The following is a 19,032-nucleotide window of genomic DNA, read 5'->3' as shown; positions in this document are numbered from 1 at the left end:
TCACTGGTCGTAGTCGTCTCTCCGGGCGCAGCCTAGGCCGCACCCGTGCGAGCGGCAACGCGCCTCGCCGGTGTTTGTCAAGACTGAGTTAGGCGGGCACATCCGTTCGTGTGCGGCGGTCAGCGGCGGAAAGCACCACGTCCAGGAGCCCGGGGAACAGAAGATCCAGGTCATCACGGCGCAGCGACACCCAGCGCTGGTTGCCGCGGCAGCGTGTTCGGGTGATGCCTGCTTCTCGCAGCACGCGCAGGTGCTGGGAGAGGGTCGACTTCGCCACGTCAACCTCGAAGGCCCCGCACAGCCTCTCCCCGCTCGACTGGATCTGGCGAACGACCGCGAGCCTGGTCGGGTCGCTCAACGCGTGCAGCACGGCGGCTAGATCAATGGCCTGTGGGGACGGCTCGTCCAAGTTCGGCACCTGACCACCGTACCCGTGGAAGCCTCATGTTCCAGTGGCCCGAGGGTGTGCAGTTGCGTAGACCTCCCTCAAAGTCGTAACGGTTACCAGTGTGTACACCTGAGTGGTCGTAACCGATGCGTGCCCGAGAAGTTCTTGAACCACCCGAACGTCAGCACCCCCTTCGAGCAGATGGGTGGCGAACGAATGTCGCAACGTGTGGGGTGACACCGCGGCGGTGATCCCGGCTTCCTCCGCGGCGGTCTTCAGAACCGTCCACGCGCTCTGCCGGGAAAGCCTGCCCCCACGTGCATTCAGGAACAATGCAGGTGTCCCACGACCCTTGGCCGCCAGCGCGGGCCGCGCGCGAACCAGGTACGCGTCCACCGCCGCCAACGCCGGCCGTCCAACCGGGACGAGCCGCTGTTTTCCGCCCTTTCCGTCGAGCAGCACGGTTCGTTCTCCGGCATCGATGTCATCAATGTCGAGTCCGACGACCTCGGAGATGCGCGCGCCGGTCGAGTACAGCAACTCCAGCAACGCCTTGTCCCGCAGGTTCCCGACGGTGTCGAGCAGCGTCAGGACATCGTTGACAGGCAAGGCTTTCGGCAGCCTCTTGGGCGGCGATGGCGGATGCACGGCCCTTGCGACGTCATGGGGCACCACACCTTCCCTGTGCGCGAAGCGGTGCAACCCGCGCACGGCCACCAACGTCCGGGCGGCCGACGACGCCGCGAGCCCGCTCTCCCGCAACGCCGCCAGGAACTCGCTCACGTGCGACTCGGTCACCGCGCCCAGTTCCGTCACCCCGATCGACTCGAGGTGCTCGGTGTAGCGGCGCAGGTCGCGGGTGTAGGAGTCGAGCGTGTTGCGGGCGGTGCCGCGTTCTACGGCGAGGTGGTCGAGGTAGCTCGCCACCAGGTCTGCAATCACACGAGTCCTTCCAGCACGATCTCTCCATCGCGCGCGTTGACGCCCTTCGCGAGCGCCGGATCTTCCGTGATCGCTCGTTCAAAACCCTTGTCCGCCAACGCGATGACGTACGGCAACGTCACGTTCGTCAACGCGTACGTCGACGTGTTCGGCACTGCGCCCGGCATGTTCGCCACGCAGTAGAACACGGAGTCGTGCACGCGGTAGGTCGGGTTGTCGTGCGTGGTCGGCCTGGTGTCCTCGAAACAGCCGCCCTGGTCGACCGCGATGTCCACCAACACGCTGCCCGGGCGCATCCGGGACACGAGCTCGTTGCTCACGAGCTTCGGGGCCTTCGCGCCCGGCACCAGCACCGCGCCGATCACGAGATCCGCCCAGCAGCAGGCCTTCTCGACCTCGTAGACGTTGGACGCGATCGTCTGCAGGTGCCCGCGGTAGGTGAAGTCGATCTGCCGCAACCGGTTGACGTTGGTGTCGAGCACGACCACCTCGGCCTGCATGCCGATCGCCATCGTCGCCGCGTTCATCCCCGCGACGCCCGCGCCGATCACCGCGACCTTGCCGGCGGCCACACCAGGCGCACCACCGAGAAGAACCCCGCGGCCGCCCTGCGCACGCTCCAGGCAGTGCGCGCCGACCTGCGCCGCCATCCGCCCCGCGATCTCGCTCATCGGTGCCAGCAGCGGCAGGGAACCGTCCGGCAGCTGCACGGTCTCGTAGGCGATGGCCGTGATGCCCGCGGCGGCGATGGCCTTCGTGCACTCCGCGCTCGCCGCGAGGTGCAGGTACGTGAACAGCACCTGATCGCGGCGCATGCGGTGGTACTCGGGCTCGATCGGTTCCTTGACCTTCAGCACCAGGTCCGCGGACGCCCACACCTCGTCCGCGGTGGCGGCGATCCGCGCGCCTGCGGCGATGTACTCGTGATCGGGGAACGACGAACCAGCTCCGGCGTCGTGTTCGACGACGACCTCGTGCCCGCGGCGGACCAGCTCGACCACACCGGCGGGCGTGATCGCGACGCGGTACTCGTGGTTCTTGATCTCCTTTGGGACACCGACCAGCATCGTCGCAGCGTATTCCCGATATCGATCTGCTGCATCGGATACCGTGCGCAGTTGTGTCAGAAGCATTCGGGCCGGAGCAGCAGCGCATCGGCAACCAGCAGCGCGAAGAGGCGATCACCGCGCTCAACGACCACTTCGCGCTCGCGCGGCTCGACATCGGCGAGTACCAGGAGCGGGTGAACCGCGCGTCCGGCGCGCAGACCTACTCCGAGCTGGCGGAACTGTTCCGCGACCTGCCGCAGCCGCATCCGCCGTTCCTCGCGCCGCCCTCGGTGCCGTTCGCCGCCGTTCCGCCGCCGCCACCGGGTTTCGCGCCCCAGCCCACGCAGCCGTACTACCCGCCGCCCACCGGCCAGCAGTACGCCGTTCCGCCGCCTCCTCCCGGCATGGCCGCGGGCATGGGCTATGCGAACCCGGCCGCCCCGTACGGCTACGACCCGATCACCGGCGTGCCGCTGTCGGACAAGTCGAAGATCGCCGCGGGCGTGCTGCAGCTGTTCCTGGGCAACCTGGGCATCGGCCGCTTCTACACCGGGCACGTCGGCATCGCCGTCGCCCAGCTGCTGACCTGCGGTGGCTGCGGCATCTGGTCGTTGATCGACGGGATCATCATCCTGGTCAACGGCGGCACCGACGCGCAGGGCCGCAAGCTCCGCGACTAGTCCTTCTCGGCGGCCGCCTTGACCGAGGCGGCCTCCGTCTCCACGTACCGCTTGATCAGCGATCGGGTCATCAGCCAGCCGATCCCCGCCAGTGGACCGGAAGCGGTCAGGGCAAGGGTGAGCCGGCTCCCGTCGGCGTGCGGCTCAACGTCGTGCGCGGCGATGACGGTGACACCGGGCGACTTCGACTCCCAGGTGAACGACTTCCCAGCGGTCAGCTCGGTGACGGTCCACACCGCCGGGGAGAACCGGGGCTGCCGCAACCGGGTGCGCGAGCCGACCGCCAGGGGTCCGTCGTCGAGACGCTCCACGGAGTCGACCGTCGGGATCCGCTCCGGCCAGCGTTCGACGTCGGCCACGACGTCGAAGACGCGCTCCGGCGGGGCCGCGATGACCACGGAATGCTGCAGGCCAGCCATGCGCCGAGTCTAGATCCCGGCGAGGTTGCGGCCCACGCCCCAAACAGCCGCCACGACGAGAACGACGACACCGACCCGTTTCGGCACGGATCGGCGTTCCCCGGTCCACCGGTCACGAGTCCACCGCGCGAACAGCCACACGGCCAGCGGCACGCCCAACGCGAGCAACACGGCGTTGAAGTGGAACGCACCGACGACATCACCGTGCAGCAGCGCGTGCACCATGCGCGTGGCTCCGCACGCCGGGCAGTTGAGGCCCGTCAGCCAGTTGAACGGGCATTTCGGCAGCAGGTTGCCGGGCTGGTTCGGGTCGACGAACAGCAGCAGCACCGCACCGGCGCCGCCAAGAGCCAAAACGCCGAGAGGCGCGCGCAACCGGGTGAGCGCACCTCTCAGCGTCTTCATCGCTCCAACCTACTTCTTGCGCGCGGCGAACCGGGTCGGCTTGTCGCGGAAAGGCGCGTCGGCCGGACGCGGCTCGGCACGCCCTTCCAGCACCTCGCGGGCCGCGAGGAGGCCGGCGACCGCGGAGGCGTTCACGATCTCGCCGGAGAACACCATCCGCACCGCCTCGTCGAGCGGGAAGCGGTGGATCTCCAGGTCCGCCTCCTCCTCGCCCTGCACCTCGCGGTCCACCTCGGACAGGTCCCTCGCCAGGAACACGCGCACGACCTCGTCGGTGAAGCCGGGTGACGCGGCCGCGTCGACCAGCACGTCCCAGCGCTGGGCGTCGAGCCCGACCTCCTCGGCCAGCTCCCGCCGCGCGCCGACGACCGGCTCCTCGCCGTCGTGGTCGAGCAGCCCGGCGGGCAGCTCCCAGAGGTGCCTGCCGAGGGCGTGCCGGTACTGGTGGATCAGCACGACCTCGCCGGCGTCGTTGACCGCCACGACCGCGACCGCGCCCATGTGCTCGACGATCTCGCGCTTCGCCGTGTCGCCACCGGGCATCTCGACCTCGTCGATCCGCAGCGCCACGACCCGCCCGACGTGCAGGTCCTCGCTGGAGACCGTCCGGAAGTCGTGCCGGGAGGTCACTTCGAGGCCCCCGCGGTCAACGGGAGGCGATCGGCCACCCGGTAGTTGATCGCGGCCTTCACGAACGCCGCGAACAGCGGGTGCGGCTTCGTGGGACGGGACTTCAGCTCCGGGTGCGCCTGCGTGGCCACGTAGAACGGGTGCACGTCGGCCGGCAGCTCGACGAACTCGACCAGGCGGTCGTCCGGCGACGTGCCGGAGAAGACCAGACCGGCCTCGCTGAGCTTGCCGCGGTAGGCGTTGTTGACCTCGTAGCGGTGCCGGTGCCGCTCGGAGACCTCGGTCGACCCGTAGGCCGTCGCGACCTGCGAGCCCGGCGTGAGCTTCGCGATGTACGCGCCCAGGCGCATCGTGCCGCCCATGTCGCGCTGACCGGAGACGACGTCCTGCTGGTCGGCCATCGTGGAGATGACCGGCGAACCGCCCTCTTCGAACTCGCTGGAGTTCGCGTCCCCGATGCCCGCGAGGTTCCGCGCGGCCTCGATCACCATGCACTGCAGGCCGAGGCACAGGCCGAGCGTCGGCACACCGCGCGTGCGGGTGTACTTCAGCGCGCCGATCTTGCCCTCGATGCCGCGCACGCCGAACCCGCCGGGGATCAGCACCGCGTCCATGCCGGACAGCGCACGCGCCGCACCCTCGGGGGTCTGGCACTCGTCCGACGGCACCCACTTGATCTCGACCTTGGCGTGGTGCGCGAACCCGCCCGCACGCAGCGCCTCGGTGACCGACAGGTAGGCGTCCGGCAGGTCGACGTACTTGCCGACGAGCGCGATCTTCACCGTCTCCGACGGGTTGTGCACGCGCTCGAGCAGGTCGCCCCACACCGTCCAGTCGACGTCGCGGAACGGCAGACCCAGGCGGCGCACCACGTACGCGTCGAGGCCCTCGGCGTGCAGGACCTTCGGGATGTCGTAGATCGACGGCGCGTCCACGGCGGCGACGACGGCGTCGGTGTCGACGTCGCACATCAGGCCGATCTTGCGCTTCAACGCGTCCGGGATCTCCCGGTCCGCGCGGCACACGATCGCGTCGGGCTGGATACCGATGTTGCGCAGCGCCGCGACGGAGTGCTGCGTCGGCTTGGTCTTCAGCTCGCCGGACGGCGCGAGGTACGGCACCAGGCTGACGTGCAGGAAGAAGACGTTGTCGCGGCCGACATCGTGACGGACCTGGCGGCACGCCTCGAGGAAGGGCAGCGACTCGATGTCACCGACCGTGCCGCCGACCTCGGTGATGACCACGTCCGGTGTGACGCCGTCGGCGTCCGGCTCGGCCATCGCGCGGATGCGGCGCTTGATCTCGTCGGTGATGTGCGGGATGACCTGGACCGTGTCGCCCAGGTACTCGCCGCGGCGCTCCTTGGCGATGACCTCGGAGTACACCTGGCCGGTGGTGACGTTCGCGTCGCCGCTCAGATCCCGCGCGAGGAACCGCTCGTAGTGCCCGATGTCGAGGTCCGTCTCGGCACCGTCGTCGGTCACGAAGACCTCGCCGTGCTGGAACGGGTTCATCGTGCCGGGGTCCACGTTCAGGTACGGGTCGAGCTTCTGCATCGTTACCCGCAGGCCGCGCGAGGTGAGCAACTGGCCGAGGCTGGAGGCGGTGAGCCCCTTGCCCAGGGAAGACGCGACGCCTCCCGTGACGAAGACGTGCTTGGTCGTACGTGCCTGCTGCACCAACGGGGCTCCCGTGAAAATCGTGGGGGAAAATCCCCCTGTCCACGGGCCCTAACGCTAACACGCCGACGGTCACTCAGCGCACCACGACCCGGCAGATCACATCACCCGATCGGCGCAGCGAGGGGTTTCCCCGAACTCCGCCCGGTACGGGCCGAGATCAGGAATCGTTGTCACGTGACCTTCGACGTGGCAGGGGAAGCCGCCAGAGCGGTGCGCGAACGCGATGCGGCGTGGCGTTTCATCGAAGGGTTCGCGGCCGCGTGGGCGGAGCCGATCGAGCCGCAGGACGGCTGGAGCCGCCAGGAGCTCGCGGACACCGAGGACCAGCTCCGCGTGCGGATCCCGGAGGCGGTGAAGGAGGCCCTGTCGCTGTTCGGCAAGCGGCCCGACCTGACGAGCAACCAGGACCGGCTGCTCACGCCCGCCGAACTGCGCGTCGACCACGGAGTGCTGGTCTTCCGGGACGAGAACCAGTGGGTCGCGGCCTGGGGCACGCGTGTCACCGGTGACGACCCGGAGGTCCTGATCAAGCTCGACCTCGTCAACAAGGCCGAGGAGCGCTGGGACCCGTGGCTGCCGCGGTTCTCGCTGGCGTGCGTGGAGATGGTGCTGTCGGAGGCGCTGTTCCGCGACGGCGCCGAGACGGCCGACAGGGAGACGTCCGAGGGGGACATCTCCCTGCTGGAGGACCACTTCGCGCTCTTGCCGCTGAACAGTCCCGGCACCCGGTGGTTCGCCCGCGACGACGTGATCGTGCGGGAGGACGACAGTCAGTGGCTCTGGGCCCGTGCCCGTACACCGCACGCGCTTGAAGTGCTGCTGAAGACGTTGCCCGGCGAGTGGTCGACCGAATGCTGAGGACTCAGCCGGCGGGTCCCGGCGAGGACGCCTCGGCGTTGCCGGCCACTCCATAACGTCCACTGCGGCCTTCCAGCTGTTCGCGCAGTGCCATCACGACGACGACCTGGCCTGCCGGAGTGTCGGAGTTGTCGACCGTGGACAGGATGGAAGTCGCGTTGGTGTCCGCGCGGACCACGCCGATGGCGCCGGTGCCGTTCGCGGAGCCGTTCGCGCCCGCCAGCACGGCGCCCGCACCGGACCGGTCGAGCTGGGTGGCGAAGCGCGCGATCGTCGCGGCGCGGTCGGCGGCCGAGTCACCGATCGCGGCGCCGCCGGTGAGCACGATCGCGAGCTGCGCGGGCTTCACACCGGAGGTCGCCTTCACGAACCCGGCGTTGGAGAGTCCGGCGAGCGCGGCGGCCGCCTCGTCGGCGGTGGCCTGAGCCTGGTTGTTCGACGGGTTGAGCAGCAGCAGCGTGCCGAAGAGGCCACCCGCGCGCGTTCCCGGGTCACCGGCGGTGGGCAGCTGCGAGCCGGCGGGCTGCAGCCGGGCCACGAGGTCGCGGAGCTGGTCGCCGCGCGAGGGGTCGGCGAACGCGTCGGTCAGCTGGATCTCGCCGGTGACGCTCGCGCCCGCGGACTTCAGCATGCCGGTCAGAGCGTCCCGATCGGACGGACGCGCGTCGGAGGTGGTCACCAGCACCACGGTCCGGTCGGTGAGCCCGTCCTTGACGGCGAGCGGGCCGACCGACGCGGCGAACTTGTCCGCCTCCGTCAGCTTGGCGTTCAACGCGTTGCGGTCGTTCTGCAGGTCGTTCACCTGCTGCGCCAAGGAGTTCTTCTCATCGCTCAGCCCGGACAACAGCCGCCCGCTGATCGCGGTCGACCCCAGCACGACACCGACCGCGAGCGCCAGAAACACCGCGGTGATCGAAACTATGTGGTAGCGCAGCGAGATCACGAGAAGAACCCCTTGAACCAGTTGACGACGGATTGCCACGCGTCGACCACGATGTCGACGTAGACGTGACCGACGCCGGACACCGCCAGTGCCGCCACCATGGCGGCGATCGCGGCGGTCACCAGCAGGGCGATCACGCCCATTGACACCCGGCTGCGATGCAAGGTCGCGACGGCCTCCCCGTCGACGAGCTTGCTGCCGAGCTTCAACCTGGTGAGGAACGTGGAGGGGTTGGAACCGGAGTGCCCGCGGTCGAGGAACTCGCGCAGCGTCGCGCGCAGCCCCACCGTGACGACCAGGGACGCCCCGTGGGCCTCGGCGAGCAGCAACGCGAGGTCTTCCGCGTTGCCAGACGCGGGGAACGTCACCGCGCCGATGCCGAGGTCCTGGATCCGCTGCAGGCCGGGAGCGTGGCCGTCGGTCTGCGCGGGCACGACCACCTCGGTGGCCGCGCGCAGTGACGCGGTGCCGATGCCGTCGGGGTCGCCGACGATGACGTCCGGCTTGTACCCGGCGTCGTGCAGCGTGTCCGCGCCGGTGTCGACGCCGATCAGCACCGGCCGGTACTCGCGGATGTACTTGCGGAGCTTGCGCAGCTGTTCCGCGTGCGACGGTCCACCCGCGACGACCAGCACCTGCCGGTCGCGCATGGGCACGTACACCTCGGGCACGCCGACACCGTCGAGCACCAGCGCTCGTTCCCTGCGCAGGAACTCGATGGTGTTGGCGGAGAACGCTTCCAGCTGCGCCGACATGCCGGCCTTCGCCTCGATCATCGCGTCGGCGATGCTCTCGGCGTTCTGCTCGACACCCTTGGCGAGCTCGCGTTCCCCGGCGTAGACGACACCCTCGTGCAGCCGGATCTTGGTGCCTTCCTTGATCTCGCGCAGTGCGACGGCACCGACGTTGTCGATCAGCGGAATGCCCGCCTCGATCAGCAGTTCCGGCCCGAGATTCGGAAAACGGCCGGAAATGGACGGCGAGGCGTTCACGACACCGACCACCTCGGCGGCAACGAGCGCCTCCGCGGTGCGCCGATCGAGGTCGACGAGGTCGAAAACGGCGACATCACCGGGACTGACGCGCCGCACCAGGTCACTCACGCGCCGATCAACCCGTGCGACGCCGGTGACACCGGGAAGTTCGTGGTTAGTGCGGCTCAGCAACCCGGAAAGCTTCATGCGCCCGATAGTGACTCACGGTGCGCACGCGACAGGTGAGGCACGCCGGGCAATTCGTTCTGATCAGTCGTCGGGGTGAACTACTACGGCTCCAAACGCGACGATTGTCGCCGCTATCAGGACCCACATCCCGTTGCCGAACCCCGCTTCCAGACCGGGGTCGATGGTGATGTTGCCCTGCCTGTGAAAGCTGATCGCGTTCAACAAATACACGAACAGCATTCCGGTGACTCCGGCGAGTGCCGCGGCTCCGGCGAATGCGACTTTCCACCATCGGACGCCGACGAGGACGGCGACCGCGGCGGCCACCGCCGGGATGCCGAAGAGCGGACCGTGCTCGTCTTCCGTGGCACCGAAGCGGGTGCTCCAGCCCGTGGTGACGTAGGCGGTCTGCGGCTGGTCGGGAGTCAGGCGGATGAGCAGTTCCGACAGCGGCAGGAAGGTCGCGGTGACCGCTGCCGCGGCGGCCAGGAAGAGCAGGCCCGCGCTGAGGAGTCTCATGCCCGCTCCCGTTGGACGGCGATGGCACCGGTGAGGGCGACCAGCGTTCCGATCGCGAGGAAGACCAGCCCGAAGCCGATCGCGAAGTCGCCCTGCTGCTCGAGGGCGTGGCCACGTTCCGACACGACGAGCACCGCGGTGATGCCGACCGCGCCCAGCTGCGCCGCCGCTCCGGCCAGCGCGGCCCGGCTGACCCAGATCCCGGCGATCAGGAGCGCGACGGCGACCGCGACGGGCAGGCCGTACCAGGGCGAGAGTTCACCCGCGGGCCAGTCGCCGGGCTTGTTCACGACTTCCGTGCCCCACGCCCTGACGACAACCTCGATGTTGCCCGCGTAGGCGGTCGAGTACCACGGCAGCACCATCGCCGTCGCGGTCAGCACCACCCCCGCAGCGATCAGCGCGACCGCCGTCGGTCTTCCGATCACCGCGTCTCCTGCTGCTCTTCAAGGGGAATCTCGATGCCGAACGGCGGGGTGTCGTCGTCGCTGTCGAGCTGGTGCACGACCACGTCCTCTTCGTCCTCCGGCGACGGTTCTTCCTGCTTGCGCTGGGCGAGTGCCGCTCCGGCCAGGCCGATGACCGCGGCGAGGCCCAACATGTACGTGCCGCCGAGGACGGTCAGCGACGGCGGATGTCCGGTGTCGACCGGCCACTTGCTCATGTCCTCGGCCTGGCTTCGCAGCAGCATCAGATACACGAACACGGCCCCGGCCAGCGCACCAGCGGCCCCCATCGCCACGGACCTGCCGACGAACTCCGTCTGCTCCCGCAGCACGAGCAGCCCCGCGACCGCCATCAGCACGGCGGCCACGATTACCGGCCACCCGACGGCGAAGTAGGCGTCGTCCTCCCGCCCGTCCGGCAAGCTCGACTTGGAGATCCACAACGTCGAGGTCCACGTCACCTCGCGGTGGGCGGTGCGGTAGGTGTCCTGGAGGCTGCCGGCAACCGCCAGCGCAGCCCCGAGCACCAGCAGCAGCACGGCGATCCTGCGACGATCAATCACTCTTCTGCTCTTTCGGCTCTCTCGGCTCTTGCGGCTCCTGGGGCTCCTGGGGCTCCTGGGGCTCCTGGGGCTCGACGATCACCGGAAACCCGTACGGCGGCGTCTCGCTCTCGTCGCCCTCGATCTGGTGGATGACCGCGCCGCCCTCGGTGACGATCGGCTCACTGACGACCCTGCGCGGCAGCTCCTGGTGCAGCACCGCCGACACGACCCCCACCCCAGCCGCGACGACCAGCACGGTGACGCCGTCGCCCTGCTCCACGTCGAACGGCACGGGCGCCTCGAGCTCACGAAGCTTGTCGATCGTCCCCTGCACCCCGGCGATCGCCGTCCAGGCCACCCCGGCCAGCACCCCGGCCCCGAGCAAAGACCCGACGCGCGCGGCCGGCATCCGGAACGCCAGCACCACCGACAAGGCCATCACGAGCGCCGCCCCGACCGCCGGTTCCCCGTAGTCGAGCGGCGCGAGCATGAGCGCACCGCGGAAGTCGTCCCGCTCGGTGACCCACGACGAAGCCTCGTACCGCAACGTCCGCCCCTGCAGCTCGACCTGCACGGAGTAGGCCGACAGGAACGTCGCCGCCACCGCCAGCCCGGCCGCGACGAACACCAGCACCGCCCCGAACACCCGGCGCGTGGTCACAGATCCGGTCCACCTTCCACCGCACAAGCGTGTGCGTCCGCTGACCGGAACTCGGTCACGCTCCCATCATGCCGAACGCCGGCGGGAACTGCGGAGAGGACTGAGGCAGAGTTCCGCCGCGCCCGTCTTGTCGGTGGGCCGACTGCCTCAGCTCGCCGACGTACGCAGACGGTGGGCGACCACGCCATGACCGCGCAGCCGCCCACCCGAAAACACAACCGAAGCCGTCAGGCCTTCTTCTTGCGGCGCCGCACCACCGGAGCCGCGGACTTGTCCGCCTTCGCCGCCGCCAGCAACTCCTCGGCGTGCGCCCGGCCCGTGTCGGTCGAGTCCATGCCCGCCAGCATCCGGGCGAGCTCGACCACCCGCTGCGTCTCGTCCAGCTTGCGCACCGCGGACCGCGTGAACGTGCCGTCCGCCGACTTGTCGACGACCAGGTGCCGGTCGGCGAAGGCCGCCACCTGCGGCAGGTGCGTCACCACGATGACCTGGTGCGACCGGGCGAGCCTGGCCAGCCGGCGGCCCACCTCGACCGCGGCACGGCCACCGACGCCGGCGTCCACCTCGTCGAACACGAGCGTCGGCACCGGGTCGGAGTGCGACAGCACGACTTCCAGCGCGAGCATCACGCGCGAGAGCTCACCGCCGGACGCACCCTTGTGCACCGGCAGCGCGGGCGCGCCGGGGTGCGAGATCAGCCGGAGCTCCACCTCGTCCACGCCGGACGATCCCGCGTGCAGGATCGAGCGGCCCACGTTGAGCGCCTGCGGGTCGCCTGCCTCGGCGTGCCGGGGCTTGACGGCCAGCTCGACCGAGGCGTGCGGCATCGCGAGGCCGTCGAGCTCCTCGGTAACGGCCTTGCCCAGCTCCGCGGCGGCCTCGACGCGCGCGGCGGTGACCTGCTCCGCCAGCGCGGCCAGCTCGACCGCCAGCTCGTCGCGGCGCGCGGCCAGGGCGGTGAGCGCTTCTTCTGAGGTGTCCAGCCCGTCCAGACGGGCACGGGCCTCGTTGGCCCACTCGATCACGCCGTCGACGTCCGCCGCGTACTTGCGGGTGAGCGCCTTCAGCTCGGCCTGGCGCTGCAGCACCTGCTCCAGCCGGCCGGGATCGGCTTCGAGGTGGTCGAGGTAGCCGGAGATCTCCGCGCCGACGTCGGCCAGCAGCGTCGCCGCTTCGACCAGGCGCGGTTCCATCTCTCGCAGCTTCGGGTCCTCGGACGCGGCCAGGCGGCGCGCGGCCTCGGAGATCAGGCCGAGCGCGCCGGGGTTGTCCGGGTCGCCCTCCAGCGAGCCGCTCACCGCGAACTGCGCACCCTGGGCTGCCTCGCGGAGCTGGTCGGCGTCGGCGAGGCGGCGAGCCTCGTCGTGCAGCTCGGCGTCCTCACCCGGCTTCGGGTCTACCGCGTCGATCTCGGACAAGCCGTGCCGCAGCAGATCGGCCTCGCGGGCGAGCTCGCGGGACCGCTCGGTGCGTTCCCTCAGCTCGGTGGCCACCTTGAGCCACTCCGTGCGGATGCGCTGGTACTCGCGCAGCGGCTCGGCCACGTCGTCGCCCGCGAACCGGTCGAGGACGGCGCGCTGCTCGGTCGGGCGCATGAGGCGCAGCTGGTCGTTCTGGCCGTGCACGGCGATCAGCTGCTCCGCCAGTTCGGACAGCACGCCGACCGGCACGGAGCGGCCTCCGACGTGGGCCCGGGAGCGGCCGTCGGAGCCGACGGTGCGGATCGCGATCAGCGAACCGTCGTCGTCCGCCTCGCCGCCGACCTCCTCCGCCACCTTCGCGGCTGGGCTGCCCGCCGGAGCCTGGAAGCGGCCTTCGACCACCGCCTTGTCGGCTCCGGTGCGCACGCGCGAAGCCTCCGCGCGGCCACCGCCGAGCAGGTGCAACCCGGTCACGACCATGGTCTTGCCCGCGCCCGTCTCACCGGTGACAACGGTGAATCCGGGATCGAGTTCGAGAGTGGCCTCGTCAATCACGCCAAGGCCATTGATGCGCATCTCGGCCAGCACAGGGCGAACCTTACTTGTCGGGTCCGACATTTCCGGATGGGACCTTGCTCTGGGGGCACCATAACGAGCGAGTGCCGATGCACCGAGCGGCGCGATCAGCCTGCCGATGGTCCCCGCCACCCCTTGACCGGCAGATCGAACTTCTCGACCAGCCGGTCCGTGAACGGAGCCTGGCGCAGCCGCACGACCTTGAGCGGCACCTCACCCTCCACGATCTCGATCCGTGCTCCCGCCGGCAGCTCGAACGTGCGCCGCCCGTCCGCGGACAGCGCGGCCGGGTGACCCGTGGCCTCGATCTCGAACGCCACGTGCGACTTCGGCGACACGACCAGCGGGCGGGCGAACAGCGCATGCGCGTTGCTCGGCACCACCAGGATCGCCTGCACGTCCGGCCAGACAACAGGGCCACCGGCCGAGAACGCGTACGCCGTCGAGCCCGTCGGCGTCGCACACAGCACGCCGTCGCAGCCGAAAGCCGACACGGGCCTGCCGTCGACCTCGATGACGACCTCGAGGATGCGTTCGCGGATCAGCTTCTCGACGCTGATCTCGTTGAGCGCCCACGTCTTCACGACGACATCGCCGTTGACCTTCGCCACGAGGTCGAGCGTCATGCGCTCTTCCACGAAGTAGTCGCGTTCCAGCACGTGCCCGACGGCCTCGTGCAACGCGTCCGAGTCCGCCTCCGCGAGGAAGCCGACCCGGCCCAGGTTCACACCCAGCACCGGGACGCGCGCCGGGCGGGCGAGCTCGGCACCGCGCAGCAGCGTGCCGTCACCGCCCAGCACCAGCACGAGCTCGGTGCCCTCGGCGGCGTGGTCGTCGGCGGGCACGACCTTGGTGCAGCACGACGGGCCGAGGTCACGCGCCTCGTCGTCGAGCACCCTCGTCGTGACGCCACCGACCGCCAGACGGCCGGCGACCTGACGGGCAAGATCGATGTTGCTCTGGTGGCCTGTGTGGACGACCAGCAGGACTTCCCTCATTGGGGCCCTTCTTCGACAGCGGAGCGCACCATCTCTGCGGCATCGACAGGATCGCCTTTGCGCAGCCAGAGGAAGTACTCGACGTTGCCGGACGGTCCTGGCAGCGGGCTCGCGACGACACCTCTCGTGGTGAGCCCGAGCTCCTCGGCGGCCTTGGTGACCTCGAGAACCGCCTCGACGCGCAGTTCCGGGTCACGCACGACGCCACCCGAGCCGAGGCGTTCCTTGCCGACCTCGAACTGCGGCTTGACCATCGGCAGCAGGTCGCCCTCCTCGTCGAGGCACGCGGCGAGTGCGGGAAGCACAAGCCTCAACGAGATAAACGAAAGATCCGCTACGACGAGTTCAACTTTGCCGCCGATGTCCTCGGGCGTGAGGGTGCGGACGTTGGTCTTGTCCTTGACCACGACCCGGTCGTCGGTCTGCAGCTTCCAGTCGAGCAGACCCCTGCCGACGTCGGCCGCGACGACCTGCCTCGCGCCGTTGCGGAGGAGGACGTCGGTGAAACCGCCAGTGGATGCGCCCGCGTCGAGACAACGCTTGTCCGTGGGGTCGATCTTGAAGCCTTCGAGCGCGCCGATCAGCTTGTGCGCGCCCCTGGACGCCCAGTTCGGGTCGTTGCCGAGATCCTTGACGACGACCGCGTCGGAGGTCTCCACGGCGGTCGCGGGCTTCGTCGCGACGGTGCCGCGCACCGTGACGCGGCCGTCCGCGACGAGTTGGCTGGCGTGCTCACGGGACCTGGCGAGCCCCCTGCGCACGAGCTCGGCGTCGAGCCGCACTCTGCGAGGCACTGTGCATCACACCTTGTCGATGCTCGACAGTGCGTCGGTGAGCGTCGCGTGCACGGCGTCGAACCGCGCCACGTGCTCGGCGAGGGGAACGTTCTCGAGCCCGTCGAGCCTCTCCAGCGCGCCGTTGATGGCGTCAGCCGGGTTGGGCGGCGGTCCGGGCAAGGGGTAGCTCACGGTCTTACGGTAGCCGATGGAGTACCGACAGGTCCGCGCCGACATACGTGGGCCGCTGGTCTTCCGGAAGCGCTTGCGCCTCTTCATCCGTCGACACACCCGTGAGCACAAGCAGGGAGTCCATCCCCGCGTTGACCGCGCCCAGGATGTCCGTGTCGAGCCGGTCGCCGATCACCAGGGGCCGGTTCGCCTGGAGCTCCTTCGCGGCCTGCTGCAGCAGCGGGGTGGCGGGCTTGCCGGCGACGAGCGGCTCCTGGCCGGTCGCGGTCTTCAGCGCCGCGACGAGCGACCCGTTGCCGGGCAGAAGACCGCGCTCGGTGGGCAGGGTGGCGTCGACGTTGCACGCCACCCACAGCGCACCGCCGCGAATGGCCACGGCGGCCTCGGCCAGCTCACGCCAGCCGAGGTCCATGGACAGCCCTTGCAGGACCGCCACCGCGCCCTCGGCGGTGTCGGTCGGGATGAGACCGCGCTTGAACACCTCGGCCTCCAGGGCCTTGGTGCCGAGCACGAGCACGGTGGAGCGCTTGGGCAGGCGCTCGGCGAGCATGGCCGCGCCCGCCTGCGCGGAGGTGCTCACCTCGTCGACGCTCGTGTCGAACCCGAGTTCGACGAGGTGATCCGCGACCGCCTGCGGTGAGCGAGAGGCGTTGTTGGTGACGTACCGGATCCCGACACCTTTGCTTCTGGCCGCCGCGACGGCTTCCGCAGCACCCGGCACGGCCTCGGACCCGCGGTAGACGGTGCCGTCGAGATCGATCAGCAACGCGTCGTACCGGTCGACCAACGTCTCGCTCACTGCTGCGCGGTCTCCTCCTGGGTCAGCTCGAACGCGCGCTCGGCGGCGTCCGTCTCCCCTTCGTCGTCAGCCTCGGCGGCGTTGAGGAACCACTTGACGGCTTCCTCGATCCGGCCGGCCGCGGCCAGGTTGTCGGCGTAAGCGTAGAAGAGCCGCGCGGAGTAGGGATTGCGCTGCCCCGGGTCGAGGTCCGGCCCCTGCAACGCCACGACCGCCGCGTCGAGCTGCCCCATGTCGCGGCGAGCCCCGGCCGCGACGATCCGCAGCTCGATCTCGTCCTCCTGGGACAGATCCTTGGCAGCCGGATCCTTGGCGAGGTCGACGGCCCGCTCCGGCCGCCCGAGCGCCCGCTCGCAGTCGGCCATGATCGCGAGGTGGCCCGGTCCCGGCATCATCCGGCGCGCGGCCCGCAGCTCGCTGAGAGCCTCGGCCCACTCGTCGGCGAAGTAGGCGGTGAGCCCAGCCGCTTCCCGGACAACACCCACACGCGCCGCCTTGCTGCGCGCGTACCGCGCGTGCTCCAGGGCGAGCTCGGGGTCCTCGTCGATCAGCAGCCCGGCCGCGGCCAGGTGCCGGCCGATGATCTCCGCGAGGCCCTTGGGCAGGCTGCGCAGCTCGGTCCGGATCTCCGGGTCGAGGAGCGACAGGTCTGCCTCCTCGGGCAGCTCGGGCCGTCCGCCGCGGGGGGCGGGGGCGTCGTCGCGGTCATCCCGCTCGCCCCGGTCGCTGTCGTCCGTGCCGGCACCGGTCGCCGGGACCTCGCGGTCTTCGGTGTCGCTGTCGGCGTCACTGTCGGCGGCGACGTTGCGATCTTCGGCGTCACGGTCTTGGCTGCTGTCGCTGTCGCCGCTGATGTTGCGGTCCTCGGCGTCGCGCTCCTGGCCGTTGTCGGCGGCGACGTTGCGGTCCTCGGCGTCGCGATCTTCCCGGCTGTCTTCGCCGTTGCGGTCTTCGGCGTCGTCGCCCGCACGAACCCCGCTGGCGTCGTCGCCTTCACCGGCCTGCTCGCGGCCGGCGGCGGCACGGGTGGCCGCGGCGCCGTCGCCCAGGCGGTAGCCGGCGCGCTCACCCGAGGCCGACGCCTCCGGCGTCACGTCGGAAGCAGCGGCCGCCTCGTCCTGAGGCGCCGACTCCTGCTCGACCAGACGCTCCTGGAACCGCGCCGCACGCTCACGGCTGCGCTCGTCACGACGGTCGTCGCGCTGGGGGGCGGGACGCTCGTCGTTGCGGTAACCCGCGCGGTCGTCACGCTGGGAGCCGCCCGAACGGTAGCCACCCCGGTCACCGGAGCCACCACGGTCGTCCTTGCGGTACCCGCCGCGGTCGCCACTGCGCTCGCCCGAGCGCTCGCCGCGGTAGCCACCGCGGTCGCCACCCGAGCGGTAACCGCCACGGTCACCGGAGCCTTCACCCCGGTAGCCGCCACGATCGCCAGAATCGCTCTTGCGGTACCCGCCGCGATCGCCGGAGTCGTCCCGACGGAAGCCGCCGCGATCACCAGAGCTCTCGCCCCGGTAGCCGCCACGATCACCTGAGTCACTCTTGCGGTAACCGCCGCGGTCGCCCGAGTCGCTCTTCCGGTAGCCACCACGGTCGCTGGAGTCGCTCTTGCGGAAGCCACCGCGGTCGCCCGAGTCGCTCTTGCGGTAACCGCCACGGTCGCCAGAGCTCTCGCCCCGGTAACCACCACGATCACCCGAACGCTCGCTGCGGTCGCCACCTGAACGGTAGCCACCACGGTCGCCAGACTCGCTCTTGCGATAGCCGCCGCGATCGCCGGAGTCGTCCCGACGGAAGCCGCCGCGGTCGCCGGAATCAGTCTTGCGGTAGCCACCGCGGTCGCCGGAGTCATCCCGACGGAAGCCGCCACGATCACCCGAGCGCTCGCTGCGGAATCCACCGCGGTCGCCGCCGCCCGAGCGGTAACCGCCACGGTCGCCAGAGCTCTCGCCCCGGTAGCCACCACGATCACCTGAGTCACTCTTGCGGTAACCGCCGCGGTCGCCCGAGTCGGTCTTGCGGAAGCCACCACGGTCGCCGGACTCGCTCTTCCGGTAGCCACCACGGTCGCTGGAGTCACTCTTGCGGAAGCCACCGCGATCGCCCGAGTCGCTCTTCCGGTAGCCACCGCGATCGCCGGACTCGCTCTTCCGGAAGCCACCGCGGTCACCCGAGTCGGTCTTGCGGAAGCCACCGCGATCGCCAGACTCGCTCTTCCGGTAACCGCCGCGGTCGCCGGAGTCGTCACGGCGGAAGCCACCACGGTCGCCCGAGTCAGTCTTCCGGTAGCCACCGCGGTCACCGGAATCGCTCTTCCGGTAGCCACCACGGTCACCCGAGTCGCTCTTGCGATAACCGCCACGGTCGCCGGAGTCGTCCTTGCGGAAGCCCGGGCGGTCACCACCGCGGTCGGAGCGGTAGCCGCCGGAACCCTCGCTGCGCTGGTAGCCGCCGCGCTCGCCCGAGCGCTCGCTGCGGAAACCGCCGCGGTCGCCGCCGCCCGAGCGGTAGCCGCCACGGTCGCCGGACTCGCTCTTGCGGTAGCCGGTGCTGTCGCTTCGGTCGTTGCGCTGGTAGCCGGCGCGGTCGTCTCGACGGTCTCCGCGGTTGGTGCGGTCGCCGGAGCCTTCCCCACGCTGGGAGCTGCTGTTGTTGCTGAACTTCCGATCGCCTGCTGAGCGGCCACCCTCGGAACGGCGCGGTCGGTCTCCCTGGCCACGCTGACGGTCGCCGGGACGATCCCCGAACCTAGACACCAAATCCTCCTATGGACACGCTGAAAGGGGCTTGTGAGCGAGCACTGTAGTTGTGCCCCGCAATCACAAGCCCCTTCAGGGAAGAAGTTCGGCGGCGACCTACTCTCCCACACCGTAACCAGTGCAGTACCATCGGCGCAGAAGGGCTTAACTACCGGGTTCGGAATGGGACCGGGTGTTTCCC

General features: G+C 70.1%; 21 protein-coding genes and 1 rRNA gene. 2 read left to right on the top strand and 20 right to left on the bottom strand.

Going from position 1 to position 19,032, the window contains the following annotated elements; all coding sequences use genetic code 11:
- Nucleotides 1-88: 88 nt before the first annotated feature.
- Genes C8D87_RS18980 through ald form a run of 3 tightly spaced genes read right to left on the bottom strand, consistent with a single transcriptional unit; the run spans nucleotide 89 to nucleotide 2,397 of the window.
- Nucleotides 89-418 carry an ArsR/SmtB family transcription factor gene (locus C8D87_RS18980; RefSeq protein ID WP_109637142.1) on the bottom strand — a complete coding sequence of 110 codons (330 nt, stop codon included), beginning with the start codon at nucleotides 416-418 and terminating at the stop codon, nucleotides 89-91.
- A 24-nt stretch (nucleotides 419-442) separates the two neighbouring features.
- The gene (xerD, locus tag C8D87_RS18975) at nucleotides 443-1,318 is read right to left on the bottom strand and encodes a site-specific tyrosine recombinase XerD (RefSeq protein WP_170154998.1); all 876 of its coding nucleotides are present in this window, start codon (nucleotides 1,316-1,318) and stop codon (nucleotides 443-445) included.
- An 8-nt stretch (nucleotides 1,319-1,326) separates the two neighbouring features.
- Nucleotides 1,327-2,397 (bottom strand): alanine dehydrogenase, encoded by a 1,071-nt coding sequence (gene ald, locus C8D87_RS18970; RefSeq protein ID WP_112227764.1) that lies wholly within the window; start codon nucleotides 2,395-2,397, stop codon nucleotides 1,327-1,329.
- Nucleotides 2,398-2,450: 53 nt separating this feature from the next.
- Between ald and C8D87_RS18965 the strand changes: the two genes are divergently transcribed.
- Nucleotides 2,451-3,059: an NINE protein gene (locus C8D87_RS18965; protein WP_109637140.1), complete on the top strand. Its 609-nt coding sequence runs from the start codon at nucleotides 2,451-2,453 to the stop codon at nucleotides 3,057-3,059.
- On the opposite strand, the gene C8D87_RS18960 is transcribed toward C8D87_RS18965, so the two are convergent.
- The 4 genes from C8D87_RS18960 to C8D87_RS18945 are packed head-to-tail and all read right to left on the bottom strand — an operon-like array spanning nucleotide 3,056 to nucleotide 6,192.
- Nucleotides 3,056-3,478, bottom strand: coding sequence for an SRPBCC family protein (locus tag C8D87_RS18960; RefSeq protein WP_112227763.1), 423 nt, complete (start codon nucleotides 3,476-3,478; stop codon nucleotides 3,056-3,058). The genes C8D87_RS18965 and C8D87_RS18960 overlap by 4 nt on opposite strands.
- A gap of 9 nt (nucleotides 3,479-3,487) precedes the next feature.
- Nucleotides 3,488-3,883, bottom strand: a complete 396-nt coding sequence (locus C8D87_RS18955; protein WP_112227762.1) for a DUF2752 domain-containing protein — start codon at nucleotides 3,881-3,883, stop codon at nucleotides 3,488-3,490.
- A gap of 9 nt (nucleotides 3,884-3,892) precedes the next feature.
- Nucleotides 3,893-4,513, bottom strand: a complete 621-nt coding sequence (locus C8D87_RS18950) for an NUDIX domain-containing protein (protein WP_233439573.1) — start codon at nucleotides 4,511-4,513, stop codon at nucleotides 3,893-3,895.
- Nucleotides 4,510-6,192: a CTP synthase gene (locus C8D87_RS18945; protein WP_411711419.1), complete on the bottom strand. Its 1,683-nt coding sequence runs from the start codon at nucleotides 6,190-6,192 to the stop codon at nucleotides 4,510-4,512. Before C8D87_RS18945 ends, C8D87_RS18950 begins: the two co-directional genes overlap by 4 nt.
- A gap of 177 nt (nucleotides 6,193-6,369) precedes the next feature.
- On the opposite strand from C8D87_RS18945, the gene C8D87_RS18940 reads away from it, so the two are divergent.
- Complete coding sequence (locus tag C8D87_RS18940) at nucleotides 6,370-7,053, top strand: SMI1/KNR4 family protein (RefSeq protein WP_112227760.1); 684 nt, start codon at nucleotides 6,370-6,372, stop codon at nucleotides 7,051-7,053.
- A gap of 4 nt (nucleotides 7,054-7,057) precedes the next feature.
- Here the strand turns inward: C8D87_RS18940 and C8D87_RS18935 are convergent, their stop codons facing one another.
- The 13 genes from C8D87_RS18935 to rrf all read right to left on the bottom strand — a co-directional run.
- On the bottom strand, nucleotides 7,058-7,996 hold the full coding sequence (locus C8D87_RS18935; RefSeq protein ID WP_112227759.1) for a copper transporter: 939 nt from the start codon (nucleotides 7,994-7,996) through the stop codon (nucleotides 7,058-7,060).
- Nucleotides 7,993-9,177 carry a putative cytokinetic ring protein SteA gene (gene steA, locus C8D87_RS18930; protein ID WP_112227758.1) on the bottom strand — a complete coding sequence of 395 codons (1,185 nt, stop codon included), beginning with the start codon at nucleotides 9,175-9,177 and terminating at the stop codon, nucleotides 7,993-7,995. The genes C8D87_RS18935 and steA overlap by 4 nt, the downstream gene beginning before the upstream one ends.
- 63 nt (nucleotides 9,178-9,240) lie before the next feature.
- The gene (locus C8D87_RS18925; protein ID WP_112227757.1) at nucleotides 9,241-9,678 is read right to left on the bottom strand and encodes a hypothetical protein; all 438 of its coding nucleotides are present in this window, start codon (nucleotides 9,676-9,678) and stop codon (nucleotides 9,241-9,243) included.
- Nucleotides 9,675-10,106 (bottom strand): hypothetical protein, encoded by a 432-nt coding sequence (locus tag C8D87_RS18920; protein WP_109637131.1) that lies wholly within the window; start codon nucleotides 10,104-10,106, stop codon nucleotides 9,675-9,677. The genes C8D87_RS18925 and C8D87_RS18920 overlap by 4 nt, the downstream gene beginning before the upstream one ends.
- A complete protein-coding gene (locus tag C8D87_RS18915) occupies nucleotides 10,103-10,687 on the bottom strand; it encodes a hypothetical protein (RefSeq protein ID WP_146771772.1) in 585 nt (194 codons plus the stop codon). The genes C8D87_RS18920 and C8D87_RS18915 overlap by 4 nt, the downstream gene beginning before the upstream one ends.
- Nucleotides 10,680-11,330: a hypothetical protein gene (locus C8D87_RS18910; RefSeq protein ID WP_112227755.1), complete on the bottom strand. Its 651-nt coding sequence runs from the start codon at nucleotides 11,328-11,330 to the stop codon at nucleotides 10,680-10,682. The genes C8D87_RS18915 and C8D87_RS18910 overlap by 8 nt, the downstream gene beginning before the upstream one ends.
- Nucleotides 11,331-11,557: 227 nt before the next feature.
- The gene (gene recN, locus C8D87_RS18905) at nucleotides 11,558-13,339 is read right to left on the bottom strand and encodes a DNA repair protein RecN (RefSeq protein WP_211337374.1); all 1,782 of its coding nucleotides are present in this window, start codon (nucleotides 13,337-13,339) and stop codon (nucleotides 11,558-11,560) included.
- 95 nt (nucleotides 13,340-13,434) lie between these two features.
- A complete protein-coding gene (locus C8D87_RS18900; RefSeq protein ID WP_112227754.1) occupies nucleotides 13,435-14,325 on the bottom strand; it encodes an NAD kinase in 891 nt (296 codons plus the stop codon).
- Nucleotides 14,322-15,119 (bottom strand): TlyA family RNA methyltransferase, encoded by a 798-nt coding sequence (locus C8D87_RS18895; protein ID WP_112227753.1) that lies wholly within the window; start codon nucleotides 15,117-15,119, stop codon nucleotides 14,322-14,324. Before C8D87_RS18895 ends, C8D87_RS18900 begins: the two co-directional genes overlap by 4 nt.
- A gap of 6 nt (nucleotides 15,120-15,125) precedes the next feature.
- Complete coding sequence (locus tag C8D87_RS18890; RefSeq protein WP_170154966.1) at nucleotides 15,126-15,293, bottom strand: hypothetical protein; 168 nt, start codon at nucleotides 15,291-15,293, stop codon at nucleotides 15,126-15,128.
- Nucleotides 15,294-15,297: 4 nt separating this feature from the next.
- A complete protein-coding gene (locus C8D87_RS18885) occupies nucleotides 15,298-16,092 on the bottom strand; it encodes an HAD-IIA family hydrolase (protein WP_112227752.1) in 795 nt (264 codons plus the stop codon).
- Complete coding sequence (locus C8D87_RS47835; RefSeq protein ID WP_112227751.1) at nucleotides 16,089-18,848, bottom strand: hypothetical protein; 2,760 nt, start codon at nucleotides 18,846-18,848, stop codon at nucleotides 16,089-16,091. Before C8D87_RS47835 ends, C8D87_RS18885 begins: the two co-directional genes overlap by 4 nt.
- An 86-nt stretch (nucleotides 18,849-18,934) precedes the next feature.
- A 5S ribosomal RNA gene (gene rrf / locus C8D87_RS18875) occupies nucleotides 18,935-19,032 on the bottom strand; the annotation flags it as partial.

Origin of the sequence: Lentzea atacamensis (assembly GCF_003269295.1) — a bacterium.
In the GTDB taxonomy this organism is placed as follows: Bacteria; Actinomycetota; Actinomycetes; order Mycobacteriales; family Pseudonocardiaceae; genus Lentzea; species Lentzea atacamensis.
This window is presented reverse-complemented; position numbering and strand designations above follow the sequence as displayed.

What these genes read in the sequence shown, in the direction of transcription:
- ald (WP_112227764.1), bottom strand. Translation starts at nt 2,397, where the DNA reads ATGCTGGTCGGTGTCCCAAAGGAGATCAAGAACCACGAGTACCGCGTC.
- C8D87_RS18925 (WP_112227757.1), bottom strand. Translation starts at nt 9,678, where the DNA reads ATGAGACTCCTCAGCGCGGGCCTGCTCTTCCTGGCCGCCGCGGCAGCG.
- steA (WP_112227758.1), bottom strand. Translation starts at nt 9,177, where the DNA reads ATGAAGCTTTCCGGGTTGCTGAGCCGCACTAACCACGAACTTCCCGGT.
- C8D87_RS18960 (WP_112227763.1), bottom strand. Translation starts at nt 3,478, where the DNA reads ATGGCTGGCCTGCAGCATTCCGTGGTCATCGCGGCCCCGCCGGAGCGC.
- C8D87_RS18900 (WP_112227754.1), bottom strand. Translation starts at nt 14,325, where the DNA reads ATGAGGGAAGTCCTGCTGGTCGTCCACACAGGCCACCAGAGCAACATC.
- C8D87_RS18955 (WP_112227762.1), bottom strand. Translation starts at nt 3,883, where the DNA reads ATGAAGACGCTGAGAGGTGCGCTCACCCGGTTGCGCGCGCCTCTCGGC.